At 59.4% G+C, this 20416-nt stretch carries 18 protein-coding genes; 4 read left to right on the forward strand and 14 right to left on the reverse strand.

What is annotated here, in order from left to right:
- Positions 1–2: 2 nt before the first annotated feature.
- The 13 genes from lpxA to rpsB form a co-directional block, all read right to left on the reverse strand.
- Complete coding sequence (lpxA, locus tag HX805_RS30565; RefSeq protein ID WP_003219308.1) at positions 3–779, reverse strand: acyl-ACP--UDP-N-acetylglucosamine O-acyltransferase; 777 nt, start codon at positions 777–779, stop codon at positions 3–5.
- A complete protein-coding gene (gene fabZ, locus HX805_RS30570) occupies positions 776–1216 on the reverse strand; it encodes a 3-hydroxyacyl-ACP dehydratase FabZ (RefSeq protein ID WP_003219309.1) in 441 nt (146 codons plus the stop codon). The genes lpxA and fabZ overlap by 4 nt, the downstream gene beginning before the upstream one ends.
- A 110-nt stretch (positions 1217–1326) precedes the next feature.
- Positions 1327–2382, reverse strand: coding sequence for a UDP-3-O-(3-hydroxymyristoyl)glucosamine N-acyltransferase (gene lpxD / locus HX805_RS30575; RefSeq protein ID WP_102368229.1), 1056 nt, complete (start codon positions 2380–2382; stop codon positions 1327–1329).
- Between the two features lie 3 nt (positions 2383–2385).
- Positions 2386–2889, reverse strand: a complete 504-nt coding sequence (locus HX805_RS30580; protein ID WP_003219314.1) for an OmpH family outer membrane protein — start codon at positions 2887–2889, stop codon at positions 2386–2388.
- A 45-nt stretch (positions 2890–2934) separates the two neighbouring features.
- Positions 2935–5322, reverse strand: coding sequence for an outer membrane protein assembly factor BamA (gene bamA / locus HX805_RS30585; RefSeq protein ID WP_008432225.1), 2388 nt, complete (start codon positions 5320–5322; stop codon positions 2935–2937).
- A gap of 74 nt (positions 5323–5396) precedes the next feature.
- Positions 5397–6749 (reverse strand): sigma E protease regulator RseP, encoded by a 1353-nt coding sequence (rseP, locus tag HX805_RS30590; RefSeq protein WP_177008894.1) that lies wholly within the window; start codon positions 6747–6749, stop codon positions 5397–5399.
- A gap of 53 nt (positions 6750–6802) precedes the next feature.
- A complete protein-coding gene (gene ispC / locus HX805_RS30595) occupies positions 6803–7993 on the reverse strand; it encodes a 1-deoxy-D-xylulose-5-phosphate reductoisomerase (RefSeq protein WP_177117594.1) in 1191 nt (396 codons plus the stop codon).
- Positions 7990–8796 carry a phosphatidate cytidylyltransferase gene (locus HX805_RS30600; protein ID WP_008432232.1) on the reverse strand — a complete coding sequence of 269 codons (807 nt, stop codon included), beginning with the start codon at positions 8794–8796 and terminating at the stop codon, positions 7990–7992. Before HX805_RS30600 ends, ispC begins: the two co-directional genes overlap by 4 nt.
- A complete protein-coding gene (gene uppS, locus HX805_RS30605; RefSeq protein WP_003219323.1) occupies positions 8796–9551 on the reverse strand; it encodes a polyprenyl diphosphate synthase in 756 nt (251 codons plus the stop codon). The genes HX805_RS30600 and uppS overlap by 1 nt, the downstream gene beginning before the upstream one ends.
- A gap of 17 nt (positions 9552–9568) precedes the next feature.
- A complete protein-coding gene (gene frr, locus HX805_RS30610; protein WP_003219325.1) occupies positions 9569–10126 on the reverse strand; it encodes a ribosome recycling factor in 558 nt (185 codons plus the stop codon).
- Complete coding sequence (gene pyrH, locus HX805_RS30615) at positions 10123–10866, reverse strand: UMP kinase (protein ID WP_003219327.1); 744 nt, start codon at positions 10864–10866, stop codon at positions 10123–10125. Before pyrH ends, frr begins: the two co-directional genes overlap by 4 nt.
- Before the next feature lie 211 nt (positions 10867–11077).
- Entirely contained in the window at positions 11078–11941 is an 864-nt protein-coding gene (gene tsf / locus HX805_RS30620) for a translation elongation factor Ts (RefSeq protein ID WP_008432237.1), read from the reverse strand.
- A 192-nt stretch (positions 11942–12133) separates the two neighbouring features.
- Positions 12134–12871 carry a 30S ribosomal protein S2 gene (gene rpsB, locus HX805_RS30625; protein ID WP_003219330.1) on the reverse strand — a complete coding sequence of 246 codons (738 nt, stop codon included), beginning with the start codon at positions 12869–12871 and terminating at the stop codon, positions 12134–12136.
- Positions 12872–13256: 385 nt separating this feature from the next.
- Here rpsB and map point away from each other — a divergent pair, with 385 nt between their 5' ends.
- The 3 genes from map (at position 13257) to dapC (ending at position 18049) form a co-directional block, all read left to right on the forward strand.
- A complete protein-coding gene (gene map / locus HX805_RS30630; RefSeq protein WP_003219332.1) occupies positions 13257–14039 on the forward strand; it encodes a type I methionyl aminopeptidase in 783 nt (260 codons plus the stop codon).
- Positions 14040–14100: 61 nt separating this feature from the next.
- Positions 14101–16803 carry a [protein-PII] uridylyltransferase gene (locus HX805_RS30635; RefSeq protein ID WP_177117595.1) on the forward strand — a complete coding sequence of 901 codons (2703 nt, stop codon included), beginning with the start codon at positions 14101–14103 and terminating at the stop codon, positions 16801–16803.
- Between the two features lie 46 nt (positions 16804–16849).
- Positions 16850–18049, forward strand: a complete 1200-nt coding sequence (gene dapC, locus HX805_RS30640; RefSeq protein ID WP_177055374.1) for a succinyldiaminopimelate transaminase — start codon at positions 16850–16852, stop codon at positions 18047–18049.
- Positions 18050–18187: 138 nt separating this feature from the next.
- On the opposite strand, the gene HX805_RS30645 is transcribed toward dapC, so the two are convergent.
- Positions 18188–19831 (reverse strand): Na+/H+ antiporter, encoded by a 1644-nt coding sequence (locus HX805_RS30645; RefSeq protein WP_003219338.1) that lies wholly within the window; start codon positions 19829–19831, stop codon positions 18188–18190.
- 213 nt (positions 19832–20044) lie between these two features.
- Between HX805_RS30645 and HX805_RS30650 the strand changes: the two genes are divergently transcribed.
- Complete coding sequence (locus tag HX805_RS30650; protein WP_003219341.1) at positions 20045–20407, forward strand: ArsC family reductase; 363 nt, start codon at positions 20045–20047, stop codon at positions 20405–20407.
- Positions 20408–20416: the final 9 nt, after the last annotated feature.

Genomic DNA, 20416 nt, shown 5'->3' on the forward strand with positions numbered 1-20416 from the left:
GATCAGCGGGTGATGCCGCGAGTCGACGACTGGATAGAGTCACGGAATATCGCGACTTCCGGAAACAATGCGGCTGGCTCCGTCAGTTCGATCAAGGCCTGGTCGACCGTCAGCCCCTGGCGGTAAACCACCTTGTAGGCGCGGCGCAGGGCGTGGATCGCGTCTTCGCTGAAGCCCCGACGGCGCATGCCTTCGAAGTTCATGCTGCGGGCCTCGGCCGGGTTGCCGAATACGGTGACGAACGCCGGAACGTCCTTGCCGATGGCGGTACCCATGCCGGAAAAGCTGTGGGCGCCGATATGGCAGTACTGATGCACCAGGGTAAAGCCGGACAGGATCGCCCAATCGTCAACGTGCACATGGCCGGCCAACGCAGTGTTGTTGACCAGGATGCAATGGTTGCCGATTACGCTGTCATGACCGATATGCGCATAAGCCATCACCAGGTTGTGGTCACCCAGGGTAGTCTCGGCACGGTCCTGGACAGTACCGCGGTGAATGGTCACGCCTTCACGGATGATGTTGTGATCACCGATTACCAGACGTGTTTCTTCACCCTTGTACTTCATGTCCGGGGTGTCTTCGCCTATCGATGAGAACTGATAGATACGATTGTGTTTGCCAATCCTCGTCGGGCCTTTGAGGATCACATGCGGCCCGATGACTGTCCCCTCGCCGATTTCCACACCTGCGCCGACGATCGACCAAGGGCCGACCTCAACGTCGGCGGCCAGTACGGCCGTCGGATCGATGATTGCGCGAGGGTCAATCAAACTCATAGTTTGCGTTCCGCACAGATGATTTCAGCCGAGCACACCGGCTTGCCGTCGACCGAGGCCTGGCATTCGAACTTCCAGATCTGGCGCTTGCAGCTGATGAACTTGGCTTCAAGAATCAACTGGTCACCCGGAGTTACCGGGTTGCGGAAGCGCAGTTTGTCAGAGCCCACGAAATAGTAGAGCGTGCCATCGGCAGGCTTCAGGTCGAGCATTTTGAAACCAAGGATACCGGCAGCCTGGGCCATCGCTTCGATGATCAATACGCCTGGCATGATGGGATGCGCAGGGAAGTGACCGTTGAAGAACGGTTCGTTGATGCTGACATTCTTGTAGGCACGAATGCGCTTTTCCTCAACATTGAGGTCCGTGACCCGGTCCACCAGCAGGAACGGGTAACGGTGAGGCAGGTATTCGCGAATCTCGTTGATGTCCATCATTTCGGGGGGAAGCCTGTAATAAAGATTGGGAGCGTGCGGACTAAGGCACGCCCCTCTAGCAAATCAAGGAGGCAGTCTAGCGGCTGTGCACACTTGATATGGAAATGGTATCAGCCATCTGATGAAGCATTACCGCCAGGGGTCACGTCCCCAACACGCTTTTCCAGATGTTTCAGGCGCCGAGCGATATCGTCGAGCTGCCTCAGACGCGCCGCGCTCTTGCGCCATTCGGCCGCAGGCTGCATGGCCGTACCGGATGAATAGGACCCAGGCTCGGTAATCGAATGGGTCACCATGGTCATGCCGGTGATGAATACGTTGTCGCACACTTCGATATGGCCCACCAGGCCAACACCCCCGGCGAGCATGCAATGCTTGCCGATCCTGGTGCTGCCGGAGATCCCCACGCAGGCGGCCATGGCGGTGTGATCGCCAATCTGCACGTTGTGGGCGATCTGAATCTGGTTATCCAGTTTCACGCCGTTACCAATGACGGTATCGGCCAGGGCCCCGCGGTCAACGGCAGTGTTGACGCCAATTTCAACGTCATCGCCAATCAACACGCCGCCCACTTGGGCAATCTTGTGCCAGACACCCTTCGAGTTGGCGAAGCCGAAGCCCTCGCCGCCAATCACGGCACCGGACTGAATCACCACACGCTCACCGATACGCACGTCGTGGTACAGGGTTACACGCGGAGCCAGCCAGCCACCGGCACCAATCTCGCTGCGCGCGCCGATAAAACACTGGGCACCCAGCGTTACACCCGCCCCGATGCGTGCACCGCTTTCAATCACCACAAAAGCACCGATGCTCGCGGCAGGGTCAACCTGAGCGTCATCGGCGATCACCGCCGTCGGATGGATACCGGCGGGGGCCTTGGGTTTCGGATCGAACAGGTGCGACACCCGGGCATACGCCAGGTACGGATCGGCAACAACCAGCGCGTCCCCGGCAAAACCTTCGGCGTCAGCGGCCTTCAGCAGCACGGCTGCGGCGCGGCTTTCGCCCAGGTATTTACGGTATTGGGGGTTTGCCAGGAAGCTCAACTGAGCTGGGCCAGCCTCCTGCAAGGTGGCTAGCCCAGTGATTTCCTTCTCCGCGGAGCCACGCAAGGTGGCTCCCAGGAACTCGGCCAACTGGCCGAGCTTGATAGTCGCAGTCATGGCTTACTTCAGCTGATTCATGCGCTCGATCACCTGACGGGTGATGTCGTACTGAGGTTTAACGTCGATGACCGCACCGCGTTCGAATACCAGGTCAAAGGCACCTTTCTTGATGACTTCTTCCACAGCGCTGTCGAGTTTCGGCTTCAGCTGCTTGAGCATTTCGCGGTCGGCAACAGCCTTGGCTTCGTTCAGCTCCTTGGACTGGAACTGGTAGTCACGGGCCTTTTGCTTGAATTCAAGCTCCAGACGCTCGCGCTCGCCTTGCTGCATCTTGTCGCCACCGGCTACCAGACGATCCTGGATGCCCTTGGCGCTGCTTTCCAGCGTCTTGAGCTTGGTCAGTTGAGGACCGAATTTCTTCTCGGCATCTACGGCATATTTCTTGGCCGCATCGGATTCCAGCAGCGCCATCTGATAGTTCAGAACGGCAATTTTCATTTCGGCAAAGGCCGGGGTCGCTACCAGGACAGTCGCCAGGAGAACCAATTGAGTCAACTTACGCACGATGCACTCCTACAGAATCCGTTGTCGTTATCTTGGGTCAGACGCTTAGAACGTCTGGCCGAGGGAGAATTGGAAAATCTGGGTTTCAGCGTTATCCGGTTTCTTGACCGGCATGGCCAGAGCAAAGCTCAATGGGCCAAGCGCGGTAACCCAGGTCACACCGACACCGACAGAGCTTGCCAGGTTGCTGAAGCTCACGTCGTTGCACTGCGTGTTGGACTTCGAGCCATTCGGGTTGGTGACCTGTTCGCACTTGGAGTCGAATACGTTACCCACATCCCAGAAGACCGAAGTACGCAGGGAACGTTGATCTTTAACGAATGGCAGCGGGAACAGAATCTCAGCACCACCCTGGATCAGCACGTTACCACCGAATGGCAGCGGGTCGTTGTCCGAGTCAGCCACAGTCCCCTGGTTACCGGTCACACCCACGCCACGGCTTGGGGTACCACGAGGACCCAAGGTGCTGTCTTTGAAACCACGTACCGAGTTGAAACCACCCGCATAGTAGTTCTCATAGAACGGCAAGCCGCTGGTCGAACCGTAACCGTCGCCATAACCCAGCTCGGTGTGCAGGCGCATGGTGTAGTTTTCGCTCAATGGCTGGAACAACTGGCCACGGTAGTCGAGTTTGAAGAACGACAGGTCGCTGCCCGGCGTGGTGGCTTCCAGGGTCAGGCTCTGGGAATGGCCGCGGGTCGCGAGTACGCCTTTGTTCAGGGTCGATTCCGACCAACCGGCCGAAGCCTTGAAGTTCAGGAACTGGTCGCCTTCTTTACGCACGAAGTTGAAGATCTCATCCACGGTGTACACACCGGTCTTGATCTTGTCCTGCTGCGCGGTCAGGCCGAAGGTCAGACGCGAGGTCTCACTGATCGGGTAACCAATGTTGGCACCAACACCGAAGCTGTCGATTGCATAGCTTGCAACGTCAACGTCGAGGTCTTTGTAGTCGGTTGTGCGATAGAAGGCGTTGTAGCCCAGGCTCACGCCGTCAGCAGTCCAGTAGGGGTCGACATAACCGAAGTTATAGCGGCTCTGGTATTCGCTTCGGGTCAGGCCGATGGAAACCTTGTTACCGGTACCGAGGAAGTTGTTCTGGGTGATCGAACCACCGAGGATCAGGCCGGCACTCTGGGCAAAACCGACGCTGGCGGTAATCGAACCGGAGGCTTGCTCTTCTACGGCGTAGTTCACGTCAACCTGGTCATCCACACCCGGTACAGCCGGGGTTTCAACGTTGACTTCCTTAAAGAAGCCCAGGCGCTCGAGGCGAACCTTGGACTGGTCGATCAGGTAAGTCGACGCCCAGCCACCTTCCATCTGACGCATTTCGCGGCGCAGCACTTCGTCGGCAGACTTGGTGTTGCCACGGAAGTTGATGCGGTTCACGTAGGCACGCTTGCCCGGGTCTACAACGAAGGTGATGTCCACGGTGTGGTCTTCGTCGTGCGGGGTCGGTACGCCGTTGACGTTGGCGAAGGTATAGCCTTCGTTACCCAGGCGACGGGTGATCAGCTCGGAGGTGGTGGTCATCAGCTTGCGCGAGAACACCTGGTCCTTCTGCACCAGCAACAGGGACTTGACCTGGTCTTCAGGCACTTTCAAGTCGCCGCTGAGCTTGACGTCACGAACCTTGTACTTCTCGCCTTCGTTGACGTTGACAGTGATATAGACGTGCTTCTTGTCCGGGGTGATGGACACCTGGGTCGAAGCGATATCCATGTTGATATAGCCGCGGTCCAGGTAGTAGGAACGCAGGCGCTCCAGGTCACCGGAGAGTTTTTCACGGGCATACTTGTCATCGTTCTTGAAGAACGACAGCCAGTTGGTGGTCTTGAGTTCGAACAGGTCGATCAGGTCGTCATCAGCAAACTTGGTGTTACCCACCACGTTGATGTGCTGGATGGCCGCCACGGTGCCTTCGTTGATGTTGACCTTCAGGCCGACGCGGTTACGCGGTTGCGGCACCACTTCGGTCTCGACGGTAGCCGAGTAACGACCCTGGGCAACGTACTGGCGTTGCAGTTCGTTACGCACGCCTTCGAGGGTGGCACGCTGGAAGATCTCGCCTTCGGCAAGGCCGGATTGCTTGAGGCCTTTCATCAAGTCTTCAGTGGAGATCGCCTTGTTGCCTTCGATCTCGATACTGGCGACAGAAGGTCGCTCGACGACAGTGATGACGAGGACGTTACCTTCGCGACCCAGTTGGATATCTTGAAAGAACCCGGTTTTGAACAGCGCACGAGTGGATTCCACCAGGCGACGGTCATCAGCCTGTTCCCCGACGTTCAACGGCAAGGCACCAAAGACGCTACCCGCGGAAACCCGCTGGAGGCCGTTGACGCGAATATCGGAGATGGTGAAGGACTCGGCGTGAACTTCGGCGATCATCAATACGGTGAGAACCGCAGTTAGCAGCAGACGTTTCATGAAGTCCTTTCTTATTCCAACTGGCAATAAACAAACTGCCGCAAAATGCGGCAGATTCGCAATTCAGCGAAGCGTTACAGTCGTCCCAGATCGTTGACCAAGGCTAATAACATCACCCCGACCACCAAACTGATACCGATCTGTATCCCCCAACCCTGCACCCGATCCGACAAGGGGCGACCACGCGCCCACTCGACCAGATAAAACAACAGATGCCCCCCATCCAATACTGGAATGGGCAACAAATTCAGAACCCCAAGGCTAATACTCAGATAAGCCAGGAAATTCAGGAAATCTACAACGCCCGACTGGGCAGAAGCGCCCGCCACTTTAGCAATGGTTATCGGTCCACTCAAGTTTTTTACCGAGAGCTCGCCGAACAACATTTTCTTGAGGGAATCGAGGGTCAGCACACTCATGGTCCAGGTGCGTCTCGCACCCTCGCCAATCGCCGCCAACGGCCCGAAGCTGACCTCTCGAACCATCGAAGGTGGCCAATCGACACCTTTGACGCCGGCCCCCAGGTAACCCCCGGCTGCCTTGGCTTCCCCACGAACCGCCAGGGTCACAGGGACGTCGATTTGAGCACCATCGCGCTCAACTTTCAGCACAATTTTGGTATCAGGGCGTACACGCACCAGGTCGACCACCTGCTGCCAGTCACCCAGCGCCTGGCCATCGAGGGCCAGCAGGCGATCGCCGGTTTTCAGACCCGCGGCCTGGGCTGGCCCCTTCGGATCCAGCTCTGCCAGCACCGGCGGCAAGGCCGGACGCCATGGGCGAATGCCCAGGGATTTGATCGGGTCAGGCTCATCGGAGCCTTTCAGCCAGTGATCCAGGGCCAGCTCGCGCGAGGTTTCGGTGGTGGAATCCTGATCGCGCACCACCAGTTTCACGATGCCGCTTTCACCCAGGCGACGCACCAACTGCAAATTGACGGCACCCCAGCCGGTGGTTGGCTCGCCATCAACTGCAACAATTTCTTGCCCGGCAGTCAGGCCGGCCTTCGCCGCCATGCTGTCGGCCTCGACGGCACCGATCACCGGACGCACCTGCTGGCTACCCAACATGGCCAGGACCCAGAAGAACACCATCGCCAACAGGAAATTCGCGATCGGGCCTGCCGCGACGATGGCGATGCGCTGACGAACGGTCTTGCGGTTGAAGGATTGATCCAACTGATCAGCCGGCACTTCGCCTTCGCGCTCGTCGAGCATCTTGACGTAGCCGCCCAATGGAATGGCCGCAATTACGAACTCGGTGCCACGACGGTCGTGCCAGCGCAGCAACGGCATGCCGAAGCCTACGGAAAAGCGCAGTACCTTGACGCCGCAACGACGCGCGACCCAGAAATGGCCGAACTCGTGGAAGGTAACCAGCACACCCAGAGCAACCAGGGTGCCGACAATCATGTAGAGCGCACTCATCTAATTTCTCCGCATTTCAATCCAGTGCCTGAAGGCTTGAACACACCCAGAGGCTAACGCGTATTGCGGCTCAACCACTGCTCGGTCAAGGCCCGGGCCTTTGCATCCGCTTCGAACACCGCGCCCAGATCATTCACCGGGACGACGGGCTCAAGGCTCAAAACGTCCTCGATGATACCCGCGATCTGCGGAAAGCGGATGCGCCGGTCCAGAAACGCCGCCACAGCCACTTCATTGGCCGCATTCAGCATCGCCGGGGCACTGTTACCCGCCTCCGCAGCTTGCCGCGCAAGACGCAGGCAAGGGAAGCGTTGCTCGTCGGGCGCTTCGAAGTCCAGACGGGCAATGGCAAACAGATCCAGCTGCGCAACACCCGAGTCAATCCGCTCAGGCCATGCCAGGGCATTGGCGATCGGCGTACGCATGTCCGGATTGCCCAGTTGGGCCAATACCGAGCCATCCACATAGTCCACCAGGGAATGAATCACACTTTGCGGGTGGATCACCACCTCGACCTGGTCCGGCCGGGCATCGAACAACCAGCAGGCCTCAATCAGCTCCAGGCCCTTGTTCATCATGCTCGCTGAATCCACCGAGATCTTGCGCCCCATGGACCAGTTCGGGTGAGCGCACGCCTGATCGGGAGAAACATGCTCCAGATCGGCCAGCGGCGTCTGCCGGAACGGACCACCGGAGGCTGTCAGCAGAATCCGGCGCACGCCGACCTGGCTCAACCCGCGGGCGAAATCACCAGGCATGCATTGGAAAATCGCGTTGTGCTCGCTGTCGAGCGGCAACAGCACGGCGCCGCTCTTGCGCACCGCCTGCATGAAGAGTGCCCCGGACATCACCAGGGCTTCTTTGTTGGCCAGCAGAATCTTCTTGCCCGCATCAACGGCCGCCAGGGTCGGGCGCAAGCCGGCAGCGCCGACAATCGCCGCAACCACGGTGTCGACCTCAGGGTCTGCCGAAACCTGGCACAACCCCTCCTCCCCCACCAATACCTGAGTCGCCAGGCCCGCAGCGCGCAAGTCATCCTGCAAACCACGTGCAACTGCCGCTTCGGGCACTACTGCGTATTGCGGCGCGTGCCGCACACACAGTGCCAGCAGTTCACTCAGGCGACTGAAACCGGTCAAGGCGAATACTTGATAACGCTCGGGATGACGGGCAATCACATCCAGGGTGCTTAGCCCCACCGAGCCGGTAGCGCCCAGCACGGTTACCTGTTGCAGGCGGCTCACGAGGCAGCCATCCACAGCAGTACGGCAAAGATCGGGATCGCGGCAGTCAGGCTGTCGATACGGTCCAGCACGCCACCGTGACCCGGCAGCAGGTTACTGCTGTCCTTGATCCCGGCCTGGCGCTTGAACATGCTTTCGGTCAGGTCACCGACCACCGAGATGAACACCACCACGGCTGCGCCCACCAGGCCCAGTAGCATTTCCTTGACGGTCCAGCCACGCACCACACCGACCACCACGGTAATCACCAGGGTCAACGCCAGGCCGCCATACACGCCTTCCCAGCTTTTGCCCGGGCTGACCGCCGGCGCCAGCTTGCGCTTGCCGAAGGCACGCCCGGAGAAATAGGCGCCGATATCGGCACCCCACACCAGGACCATCACCGCCATGATCAGCCAGTTACCCAGTTGCATGTGCTTGATGTAGACCAGGCCTTGCCAGGCAGGCAACAGAATCAAAAGGCCAATCACCAGCTTGCAGGCGACACTGGACCAATGACTGCTGGTGCCCGGATAGGTCAGCACCAGATAGGTCGCCAACGCCCACCACAACACCGCCGCACCCAGCACCCAGGGCGCCACGTCCGGCAGGATGTACATCAGGAACATCAACAACGCCACGACAGCGGCATACACCACACGAGGCAACTGCGCGGCGAAACCCGCCAGGCGCGCCCATTCCCAGGCACCCAGGGTCACAACCAGGCCGATGAACAGCGCGAAGTTCGCACCTTCAAGCAGGAAAAACCCGCACAGGGCAATAGGCAGCAGGATCAGCGCCGTGATGATTCGTTGTTTAAGCATTAAACCCGGGCTCCAGCTTCGATCTGCTCGCTCGTTTTACCGAAGCGACGCTGACGGGAAGCGAAATCGGCCAGCGCATTGCGCATGGCATCGTGTTTGAAGTCCGGCCAGAACAGGTCGGAGAAGTACAGTTCGGTATAGGCCAACTGCCACAACAGGAAGTTGCTGATGCGATGGTCGCCACCGGTACGAATGCACAGGTCCGGCAACGGCAGGTCGCCGGTCACCAGGCAGGTTTGCAAGAGTTCGGGGGTAATGTCTTCCGGACGCAGATGGCCGGCCTGCACTTCCCGCGCCAGACGCTGCGCGGCCTGGGCAATATCCCACTGGCCGCCGTAGTTGGCTGCGATCTGCAGCACAAAACGGTTGCTGCCGGCAGTGATCGCCTCGGCTTCGCGCATGGCCGCCTGCAGCTCCGGATGAAACCGCGAACGGTCACCGATGATACGCAGGCTGATGTTGTTCTCGTTCAGGCGCTTGGCCTCGCGGCGCAGGGCCTTGAAGAACAGGTCCATCAAGGCACTGACCTCCTCGGCCGGGCGCTGCCAGTTTTCACTGGAGAACGCGAACAGGGTCAATACTTCGACCTTGGCCTCGGCGCACACCTCGATCACGGCTCGTACAGCGTCGACACCCGCCTTATGCCCGGCAACGCCCGGCATAAAGCGCTTCTTCGCCCAGCGATTATTCCCGTCCATGATGATCGCGACATGGCGCGGCACCACGGAGGGCACAGTCTGCTTGGTCTTTTCCATGAAGGCGTCCTGACCCCTTATACGGCCATCAGGTCCTTTTCTTTATCTTCCGTGGCCTTGGTGATCTGGGCCTCGGCATCTTTAGTCAGCTTGTCGATATCAGCAACGGCACGGCGCTCTTCGTCTTCGCTGATTTCCTTGTCCTTGACCAGCTTCTTCAGGTCACCCAAGGCATCACGACGGATGTTGCGCACGGCAACACGTGCGTCTTCCGCTGCACTGCGCGCCTGCTTGGTGAAGCCCTTGCGGGTTTCTTCGGTCAGGGCAGGCATGGAGATCAGCAGCAATTCGCCCAGGTTGGTCGGATTGAGGTTCAAACCGGCGCTCTGGATGGCCTTGTCGACGGCGCCGAGCATGTTGCGCTCGAAAGCAACGACTTGCAGGGTGCGCGAATCTTTTACAGTGATGTTGGCCACTTGGGTGATCGAGGTATCAGCGCCGTAGTAAGGCACCATCACGCTGCCCAGGATGCTTGGGTGGGCCTTGCCGGTACGAATCTGGCCAAACGCATGGTTCAGGGATTCCAGGGATTTTTGCATGCGCTCTTGAGCGTCTTTTTTGATTTCGTTGATCATTGTTCGATTTCCTCGATCAGAGTCCCTTCCGCGCCGCCGTGTACGATGTTCAGCAGGGCGCCGGGCTTGTTCATGTTAAATACGCGCAGCGGCATCTTGTGGTCGCGGCACAAGCAAATTGCCGTCAGGTCCATCACGCCCAGCTTGCGATCCAGTACTTCATCATAAGTCAGATGATCGAACTTCTCGGCATGCGGGTCTTTGAATGGGTCTGCAGTGTAGACACCGTCAACCTTGGTGGCCTTGAGCACCACGTCCGCGTTGATCTCGATACCACGCAGGCAAGCTGCCGAATCGGTGGTAAAGAATGGGTTGCCGGTACCGGCCGCAAAAATCACGACTTCCTTGGCATCCAGGTGACGCATGGCCTTGCGACGATCATAGTGATCCGTTACGCCAACCATGGAAATAGCCGACATCACGATCGCGGTGATATTGGCGCGTTCCAGCGCATCACGCATGGCCAGGGCGTTCATCACAGTGGCCAGCATGCCCATGTGGTCGCCTGTCACCCGATCCATGCCGGCAGCGCTGAGTGCCGCGCCACGGAACAGGTTGCCGCCGCCGATCACCAGACCGACCTGGACACCGATACCGACCAGTTGGCCGACTTCCAGCGCCATGCGATCGAGTACTTTGGGATCGATCCCAAACTCTTCCGAGCCCATCAGGGCCTCGCCGCTAAGCTTGAGTAGAATGCGTTTATAGCGAGCCTGATGACCACTGCCCTGCTGAGCCATTGCGAATCTCTCCTGCGGCGTATTTTTTGAAAATTCTTGGCAAGCCGTTTACGGCCTGCGTTCACTCTAGCTTGACGCTGTCACAGCGCCATCGGAACACGGCTTTGTAAGCCAGTTCCAAAGGGAAACCAATAAAAATCGATCACCCCATTTGAAAAGAGGCTGCGCGCGTAAGCGGGCAGCCTCTTTTGGGCGACAGTTAAAAACTGTCTTACTTCTTGGTGGCAGCCAGCTGGGCAGCAACTTCTTCAGCGAAGTTGTCGACCGGCTTCTCGATGCCGTCGCCTACTTTGTAGTAGGTGAAGGAAACGATTTCAGCACCGGCTTTCTTGGCCAGTTCGCCAACCTTGATTTCAGGGTTCTTGACGAACGCCTGCTCAACCAGGGAAGCCTCAGCCAGGAACTTGCTGATACGGCCCTTGACCATGTTTTCAACGATGTTTTCAGGCTTGCCTTTGATTTTCTCTTCGTTCAGCTGCAGGAACACGGCTTTCTCGCGTTCGATGGCTTCAGCAGAAACTTCCGATGGCAGCAGGAATTCAGGGTTGCTGGCCGCTACGTGCATAGCGATGTCTTTGGCCAGTTCAACGTTGCCGCCTTTCAGGGCAACCACAACACCGATCTTGTTGCCGTGCAGGTAAGCACCCACAACGTCACCTTCAACGCGGGTCAGGCGACGAATGTTAACGTTCTCGCCCACTTTACCCACCAGAACCAGACGATCAGCTTCTTGAGCTTCGATCAGCGGAGCGGCGTCGGTCAGCTTGTCAGCGAATGCTTTTTCAACGCTGGCAGCGACGAAGTTCTTGAAGTCGTCTTGCAGGGCCAGGAAGTCGGTCTGCGAGTTAACTTCCAGGATAACGGCCGATTTGCCGTCTTCCTTGATTGCGATGGCGCCTTCAGCAGCGACGTTGCCTGCTTTCTTGGCAGCCTTGATGGCGCCCGAAGCACGCATGTCATCAATGGCTTTTTCGATGTCGCCGCCGGCCTTGGTCAAGGCCTTTTTGCAATCCATCATGCCTTCGCCGGTACGCTCACGCAGTTCTTTAACCAACGCTGCAGTAATCTCTGCCATTTTCAAAATCCTCTTGGATAGGTTTTCAACCATTCCACCCGATTGAACGGGCGATCAATTCTTCCCGAACCACCCTTGTAGGCCGCTGCACGTTACAAATGTTGTAGCTGCGCTGCCGACAAATGGTTTTCGAGGTGGCAAAAAGGGGGCCAAGCCCCCTTTTTGCTTACTGAGTCAACGCCAAGGCGTCAGTTACTCAGCTGCAGCTACCGGAGCTTCTTCAACGAACTGCTCGGTACCGCCAGCAACGTGGTTGCGACCACGGATTACAGCGTCAGCCATCGAACCCATGTACAGCTGGATAGCGCGGATTGCGTCATCGTTGCCTGGGATGATGTAGTCAACGCCTTCCGGGCTGCTGTTGGTATCGACTACGCCGATAACCGGGATGCCCAGCTTGTTGGCTTCGGTGATCGCGATGCGCTCGTGATCAACGTCGATAACGAACAGTGCGTCAGGCAGACCGCCCATGTCCTTGATACCACCCAGGGAACGATCGAGCTTTTCCAGGTCGCGAGTGCGCATCAGCGCCTCTTTCTTGGTCAGCTTGGCGAAAGTACCGTCTTCGGCTTGCACTTCAAGGTCACGCAGACGCTTGATGGAAGCACGGATGGTTTTGAAGTTGGTCAGCATGCCGCCCAACCAGCGGTGATCGACGTACGGCGAACCGCAACGTGCTGCTTCTTCAGCAACGATCTTGCCAGCGGAACGCTTGGTGCCGACGAACAGAATCTTGTTTTTGCCCTGGGCCAGGCGCTCTACGAAAGTCAGAGCTTCGTTGAACATTGGCAGGGTTTTTTCAAGGTTGATGATGTGGATCTTGTTACGCGCGCCGAAAATGTATTTACCCATTTTCGGGTTCCAGTAACGGGTCTGGTGACCGAAGTGCACACCGGCCTTCAGCATATCGCGCATGTTGACTTGGGACATGATAGTTCCTTAATAAGTCGGGTTTGGCCTCCACGTATCCCAATGACCAACCAGCGGCATTCGCCTCCGGCACCCAGGTCATCGTGTCGACACGTGTGTGGATTTAAGCTTTGCGGGGTATCCCCGGAAAGCGGCGCATTTTATACCACAGAGCTTGCAAAAACGAAACCCGCAATCACATTTGCCGTCAGTCGCTTTTGCCTAAGCCTTTGAATAGAGCCAGAATGCCCCCATCCTTATAGACAGAAGCGATCGCCAGACGCTCATGGTTTCACCCTTGCGTCTGCTAGAATCGCGTTTTTTGGGCTTGTGCGAATTCTGCAACCTTTTGTCGCACACCCGTAAACCGTATTGATTTCAGCGCGTCGCGCTAGAGAGAGCCTGTATGACCGTCACCCTCAAAACCGCCGAAGATATCGCTGGCATGCGTGTTGCCGGCAAACTGGCTGCCGACGTCCTGGAAATGATTGCCGAACACGTCAAGCCCGGCGTCACCACCGAAGCGCTGGACCGCATTTGCCACGACTATATCGTCGACGTGCAAAAGGCCATCCCTGCGCCGCTGAACTACAAGGGTTTCCCCAAGTCGATCTGCACCTCGATCAACCACGTGGTGTGCCACGGGATTCCCGGCGACAAGCCGTTGAAGGACGGCGACACCCTGAACATCGACGTCACCGTCATCAAGGACGGCTACCACGGCGACACCAGCCGCATGTTCCACGTCGGCACCGTGCCAGTCTGGGCCGAGCGCCTGTCGCAAGTCACCCAGGAATGCATGTACAAGGCCATCGAGATCGTCAAGCCTGGCTGCCGCCTGGGTGACATCGGTGAAATCATCCAGAAGCACGCTGAAAAGAACGGCTTCTCGGTGGTGCGCGAGTTCTGCGGCCACGGCATCGGCAAGGTGTTCCACGAAGAGCCACAGATCCTGCACTACGGCCGCGCCGGCACCGGCATGGAGCTCAAGGCAGGCATGACCTTCACCATCGAGCCGATGATCAACCAGGGCAAGGCCGACACCAAGGTGCTGGGCGACGGCTGGACCGCCATCACCAAGGACCGCAAGCTCTCGGCGCAGTGGGAACACACCCTGCTGGTGACCGACACCGGCTACGAGATCTTCACCCTGCGTGCCGACGACACGATTCCCCGCGTTTCGGCGTAATGTTTGCACCGGTTTTCTAATAGCGACGCTGTGACCCATAGATAGAAAGGAAAACCGATCGATGCCCCAGGTGGATCCCGAACTCTTCGACCGTGGCCAGTTCCAGGCGGAACTGGCACTGAAGGCCAGCCCCATCGCCGCCTTCAAGAAGGCCATTCGTCAGGCCCGCGAGGTGCTCGATGGGCGCTTTCGTACCGGCCGCGATATCCGCCGGCTGATCGAGGACCGCGCCTGGTTCGTCGACAACATCCTGCAAAAGGCCTGGGAACAGTTCAGCTGGAGTGAAGACGCCGATATCGCCCTGGTGGCGGTCGGCGGCTACGGCCGTGGCGAACTGCACCCCTACTCCGACATCGACCTGCTGATCTTGCTGGACAGCGCCGATCACGAGATCTTTCGCGACTCCATCGAGCGTTTTCTGACGCTGTTGTGGGACATCGGCCTGGAAGTCGGCCAAAGCGTACGCTCGGTGGACGAGTGTGCCCAGGAAGCCCGCGCCGACCTGACGGTGATCACCAACCTGATGGAAAGCCGCACCATCGCCGGCCCCGAGCGCCTGCGCCAGCGCATGCTGGAAGTCACCAGCACCGCGCACATGTGGCCGAGCAAGGACTTCTTCCTGGCCAAGCGTGCCGAGCAGAAAGCCCGGCACCACAAGTACAACGACACCGAATACAACCTGGAACCCAACGTCAAAGGCTCACCGGGCGGGCTGCGGGACATCCAGACGATTTTGTGGGTCGCCCGTCGCCAGTACGGCACCCTGAACCTGCGCGCCCTGGCCGGGGAAGGCTTCCTGGTGGAGAGCGAAAACGCCCTGCTGGCCTCCTCCCAGGAATTCCTCTGGAAAGTGCGCTACGCGCTGCACATGCTGGCCGGGCGCTCCGAAGACCGCCTGCTGTTCGACCACCAGCGCTCCATCGCCACCCTGCTGGGGTTTGAAGGCGAAGACGCGAAGACCAGCATCGAAAGTTTCATGCAGCAGTACTACCGCGTGGTGATGAGCATTGCCCAGCTCAGCGACCTGATCATCCAGCACTTCGAAGAAGTGATCCTGGCCCCGGAAGACGAAGCACCGCCGCAGCCGATCAACGCGCGCTTCCAGCTCCACGATGGCTATATCGAGGCAGGCAACGACAACGTGTTCAAACGCACGCCGTTCGCCATGCTGGAAATCTTCGTGTTGATGGCCCAGCAGCCGGAAATCAAGGGCGTACGCGCCGACACCATTCGCCTGCTGCGGGAAAACCGTCACCTGATCGACGACGATTTCCGCCACGACATCCGCAATACCAGCCTGTTTATCGAACTGTTCAAGTGCAAGATCGGCATCCACCGCAACCTGCGGCGCATGAACCGCTACGGGATCCTGGGGCGCTACCTGCCGGAGTTCGGTTTTATCGTCGGGCAGATGCAGCACGACCTGTTCCACATCTACACGGTGGACGCCCACACCCTGAACCTGATCAAGCACCTGCGTAAGTTGCAGTACACCCAGGTGTCAGAGAAATTCCCGCTGGCCAGCAAGCTCATGGCGCGCCTGCCCAAGCCGGAATTGATCTACCTCGCCGGCCTGTACCACGACATCGGCAAGGGCCGGCACGGTGATCACTCGGAAATTGGCGCAGTGGACGCCGAAGCGTTCTGCCAGCGTCACCAGTTGCCGCTGTGGGACAGCCGCCTGATCGTGTGGCTGGTGCAGAACCACCTGGTGATGTCCACCACCGCCCAGCGCAAGGACTTGTCCGACCCACAGGTGATCCACGATTTTGCCCAGGCCGTCGGCGATGAAACCCGCCTCGACTACCTGTACGTGCTCACCGTGTCCGACATCAACGCCACCAACCCGACGCTGTGGAACTCCTGGCGCGCCAGCCTGTTGCGCCAGCTCTACACCGAGACCAAGCGCGCGCTGCGTCGCGGCCTGGAGAACCCGGTGGACCGCGAAGAACAGATCCGCCGCACCCAAAGCGCGGCCCTGGATATTCTGGTGCGTGGCGGCAATGACCCGGACGACGTCGAGCAACTCTGGTCGCAACTGGGAGACGACTACTTCCTGCGCCACACCGCCGGCGACGTGGCCTGGCACAGCGACGCGATCCTGCAGCAGCCGGCCGATGGCGGCCCACTGGTGCTGATCAAGGAAACCACCCAGCGCGAGTTCGAGGGTGGCACCCAGATCTTCATCTACGCGCCCGACCAGCACGACTTCTTCGCCGTGACCGTGGCGGCGATGGACCAGCTCAACCTGAACATTCACGACGCCCGGGTCATCACCTCCAGCAGCCAGTTCACACTCGACACCTACATCGTGCTCGACACGGAAGGCGAGTCCATCGGCGACAACCCGGAGCGGGTGAAAAAGATCCGCAAAGGCCTGACCGACGCGCTGCGCAATCCTGACGACTACCCGACCATCATCCAGCGTCGGGTACCGCGCCAGCTCAAGCACTTTGCTTTTGCCCCCGAGGTGACCATCCACAACGACGCCCAGCGCCCGGTGACGGTGCTGGAACTCAGCGCGCCGGACCGCCCGGGCCTGCTGGCACGGATCGGCACGATATTCCTGGAGTTCGACCTGTCGTTGCAGAACGCCAAGATTGCGACCCTGGGCGAGCGGGTGGAAGACGTGTTCTTCATTACCGATGCCGACAACCAGCCGCTTTCCGACCCTGAACTGTGCCGACGCTTGCAGGAAGCCATCGTCCAGCAGTTGAGCGTCAATCAGGAGACCGGCGTCGAGATGTCACGCTTGAGCATCTGACCGACCGCCCATTTTCAGCTTCCAATGAATTGAACGAGATTTATCGATGAACAACGCCCTGAACCAGCTGCAGCCCTACCCGTTCGAGAAATTGCGCGTCCTGCTGGGCAGCGTCACGCCGAACCCGGACAAACGCCCCATCGCCCTGTCCATCGGTGAGCCGAAGCACAAATCCCCGCAGTTTGTCGCCGAGGCGCTGGCCAACAACCTGGACCAGATGGCGGTGTACCCCACCACCCTGGGCATTCCCGCCCTGCGCGAAGCCATTGGCGCCTGGTGTGAACGCCGTTTCAGCGTGCCCAAGGGCTGGCTTGACCCGGCGCGCAACATCCTGCCGGTGAACGGCACCCGTGAAGCGCTGTTCGCCTTCACCCAGACCGTAGTCAACCGCGGCGACGACGCGCTGGTGGTCAGCCCGAACCCGTTCTACCAGATCTACGAAGGGGCTGCGTTCCTCGCCGGGGCCAAGCCGCATTACCTGCCGTGCCTGGATGAAAACGGCTTCAACCCGGATTTCGACGCCGTATCGCCGGACATCTGGAAACGCTGCCAGATCCTGTTCCTGTGCTCGCCAGGCAACCCCACCGGTGCACTGATTCCCGTCGCCACCCTGAAAAAGCTGATCGCCCTGGCTGACGAATACGACTTCGTGATCGCCGCCGACGAGTGCTACAGCGAGCTGTACTTCGACGAACAAACCCCGCCGCCAGGCCTGCTCAGCGCTTGCGTGGAACTGGGCCGCCAGGACTTCAAGCGTTGCGTGGTGTTCCACAGCCTGTCCAAGCGCTCCAACCTGCCGGGCCTGCGTTCGGGCTTTGTGGCCGGCGACGCCGATATCCTCAAGGGCTTCCTGCTGTACCGCACCTACCACGGTTGCGCGATGCCGGTGCAAACCCAACTGGCGAGCATTGCTGCCTGGCAGGACGAAGCCCACGTGCAGGCCAACCGTGATCTGTACCGGGAAAAGTTCGATGCCGTGCTGACGATCCTGAAGCCGGTGCTGGACGTGCAAAACCCGGACGGCGGCTTCTACCTGTGGCCGAACGTGAAGGGCGACGATGCGGCGTTCTGCCGGGACTTGTTCGTGGAAGAACACGTGACCGTGGTACCGGGCTCGTACCTGTCGCGGGAAGTGGACGGGGTCAACCCGGGCGCCGGGCGTGTGCGCCTGGCGCTGGTCGCGCCGCTGGCGGAGTGCGTGGAAGCGGCGACGCGGATTCGCGACTTTATTACCCGCAATAAATAACTGCGCTGAATGTGGCGAGGGAGCTTGCTGTGGCGAGGGAGCTTGCTCCCGCTGGAGTGCGCAGCGCTCCCGCTTTTTTGGGGCCGCTACGCAGCCCAGCGGGAGCAAGCTCCCTCGCCACAAGTAAGCACCGCAGTGTTATTTGATATGACCCAGATTCGCCTCGCTCATATCCAGATCCGCCAACACCTCCCGTAGCACATCATCACCAATCTGATGGTGACGGCTCAGGCTATACAGTTCCAGACGCTGCGCCCGCAGGGCCTTGAGCCGCAACTTGCGCTCCAGTTGATCCATCTGCAACGCCAGCGCCTGGGCTTCGGCCGAATCGTTGAACACTTCCAGTTGATGACGATACTCCGACATCAACCGCGCCTTGAGCTCGGTGGCCAAGGCTGCCTGGGCGGCATCCTGGGGTGCAGCTTCAGCGGGTTCTTCGGCTTCCAGGGCATGGATAGCAGCCACGGCGGTCTTCTTCCAGGCCTCGCGCACTTCATTGTGGCGTTTCTCATCCGGGCTCTTCTCGATGCCGCGCAACAGCAGCGGCAAAGCGATGCAGGCCGCGACCAACGACAGCAGGATCACACCGGCGGCGATGAAGATCAGCAGGTCGCGCTCGGGAAAATCCTGCCCCGGCGCAAGCAGTAACGGTACCGACATCACACCCGCCAGGGTCACGGCACCGCGTACGCCACCGACGGTCAGCAACCAGCAGGACCGCGCGGTGGGCACCAGCGTCAGCTCACTTTTCCCACGAATCCGGCGCAATAAACCCGACAGTCGCCAGATGCTTTGCACCCAGATAAACCGCAACACCACCAGCACCAGGAAAATCGCGATCACGTCCAGGCAGCGATACAACAAGGTCGGCCACAGCGTCGGCTCATGGCTGACCACGGCCTTGATGATGTCCGGCAGTTGCAGGCCCAGCAGCAGGAAGATCAAACCGTTGAACGCAAACTCCAGCAGCGACCAGACGCTGCGGTTGAGCAACCGGGTGCTGGTCTGGCGCGGCAGCAGGTCGAGCCAGCTTTGCATCATGCCCGCAGCCACCGCCGACAGGATACCCGAGGCGCCAAGGCGTTCCGCCAGCACGTAGGCGGCGAATGGCAGCAACAACATGAACACCACGTGCGTCGCCGGGTCGTCCCAGCCCCGGGCGATCATCCAGGCACGCAGGCGGCCGACCAGCCAGCTCAACGCCACACCGACCGCCAGCCCACCCACGGCCACCAGCACAAAGGTGAGGCTCGCATCCGCCAGCGAGAACACGCCGGTCAGCGCCGCCGCCAGGGCGAACTTGAAGGTCACCAGGCCCGAGGCATCATTCATCAACGCCTCGCCCTGGAGCATGTGCATCAGTGGCGTCGGCAAGCGGTTCTGGGAAATGGCCGACACCGCTACGGCATCCGTCGGCGACAACACGGCCGCCAGGGCGAAGGCCACCGGCAGGGGAATACTCGGCAACAACCAGTGAATGAAGTAACCGGCCCCCACCACCGTAAACAGCACCAACCCCACCGCCAGCGTCAGGATCGGCCCGCGCAGGCGCCACAATTCACGCTTGGGCATGCGCCAGCCATCAGAGAACAGCAGCGGCGGCAGAAACAGGAAAAGAAACAACTCAGGGTCCAGGGCGACATGCAGCCCCAGGGTCGGCCAGGCCAGCAACGCACCGGCGGCGATCTGCACCAGTGGCAACGGCAGTGGGATCACACGCCCGACAAGGCGCGAAACGCTGACCAGCATCAGCAGGATAAGTACGGTGTAGGCGGTTTGCATAACGCGGGATTCCCAGACAATCAACTTGCAACAACACACATCAGGCAACAACTCGCCGTTGAAGTGCCATATTAGCCGCCTATGCTGCGCGATGGCCTTTGCACAAAAGTCGCACACGAGCAAAACGTAAGTGTGACGAGCGGCGCCGAAAGCCGCTGGCCATGGCATAATCCGTGACCTTTAATCTGCGTGAGCCCAAAGGGGGGCAATTCCTTGACCGCTTCAAGCAAAACGTTGCACCTTTTCGGCATCAAAGCCTGCGACACCATGAAAAAGGCGCGCACCTGGCTCGATGAGCACGCTATCCAGTATGAGTTTCATGACTACAAGACGGCCGGTATCGACCGCGAACACTTGACCCAATGGTGCAATGAGCACGGTTGGCAGGTGGTTTTGAACCGTGCGGGCACCACCTTTCGCAAACTCGAAGACGAACGCAAAGCCGATCTCGACCAAGCGAAAGCCATTGAATTGATGCTCGCGCAACCCTCGATGATCAAGCGCCCGGTGCTTGATCTCGGTGACAAAACCCTGATTGGCTTCAAGCCAGATAGCTATTCGGCGGCCCTCAAGTAGGCCAGCCCA

This window comes from Pseudomonas sp. G5001 (genome assembly GCF_013385475.1).
GTDB lineage: Bacteria > Pseudomonadota > Gammaproteobacteria > Pseudomonadales > Pseudomonadaceae > Aquipseudomonas.

What these genes read in the sequence shown, in the direction of transcription:
- lpxA (WP_003219308.1), bottom strand. Translation starts at nt 779, where the DNA reads ATGAGTTTGATTGACCCTCGCGCAATCATCGATCCGACGGCCGTACTG.
- fabZ (WP_003219309.1), bottom strand. Translation starts at nt 1,216, where the DNA reads ATGATGGACATCAACGAGATTCGCGAATACCTGCCTCACCGTTACCCG.
- lpxD (WP_102368229.1), bottom strand. Translation starts at nt 2,382, where the DNA reads ATGACTGCGACTATCAAGCTCGGCCAGTTGGCCGAGTTCCTGGGAGCC.
- bamA (WP_008432225.1), bottom strand. Translation starts at nt 5,322, where the DNA reads ATGAAACGTCTGCTGCTAACTGCGGTTCTCACCGTATTGATGATCGCC.
- rseP (WP_177008894.1), bottom strand. Translation starts at nt 6,749, where the DNA reads ATGAGTGCGCTCTACATGATTGTCGGCACCCTGGTTGCTCTGGGTGTG.
- HX805_RS30600 (WP_008432232.1), bottom strand. Translation starts at nt 8,796, where the DNA reads ATGCTTAAACAACGAATCATCACGGCGCTGATCCTGCTGCCTATTGCC.
- uppS (WP_003219323.1), bottom strand. Translation starts at nt 9,551, where the DNA reads ATGGAAAAGACCAAGCAGACTGTGCCCTCCGTGGTGCCGCGCCATGTC.
- frr (WP_003219325.1), bottom strand. Translation starts at nt 10,126, where the DNA reads ATGATCAACGAAATCAAAAAAGACGCTCAAGAGCGCATGCAAAAATCC.
- pyrH (WP_003219327.1), bottom strand. Translation starts at nt 10,866, where the DNA reads ATGGCTCAGCAGGGCAGTGGTCATCAGGCTCGCTATAAACGCATTCTA.
- tsf (WP_008432237.1), bottom strand. Translation starts at nt 11,941, where the DNA reads ATGGCAGAGATTACTGCAGCGTTGGTTAAAGAACTGCGTGAGCGTACC.
- rpsB (WP_003219330.1), bottom strand. Translation starts at nt 12,871, where the DNA reads ATGTCCCAAGTCAACATGCGCGATATGCTGAAGGCCGGTGTGCACTTC.
- map (WP_003219332.1), top strand. Translation starts at nt 13,257, where the DNA reads ATGACCGTCACCCTCAAAACCGCCGAAGATATCGCTGGCATGCGTGTT.
- HX805_RS30635 (WP_177117595.1), top strand. Translation starts at nt 14,101, where the DNA reads ATGCCCCAGGTGGATCCCGAACTCTTCGACCGTGGCCAGTTCCAGGCG.
- dapC (WP_177055374.1), top strand. Translation starts at nt 16,850, where the DNA reads ATGAACAACGCCCTGAACCAGCTGCAGCCCTACCCGTTCGAGAAATTG.
- HX805_RS30645 (WP_003219338.1), bottom strand. Translation starts at nt 19,831, where the DNA reads ATGCAAACCGCCTACACCGTACTTATCCTGCTGATGCTGGTCAGCGTT.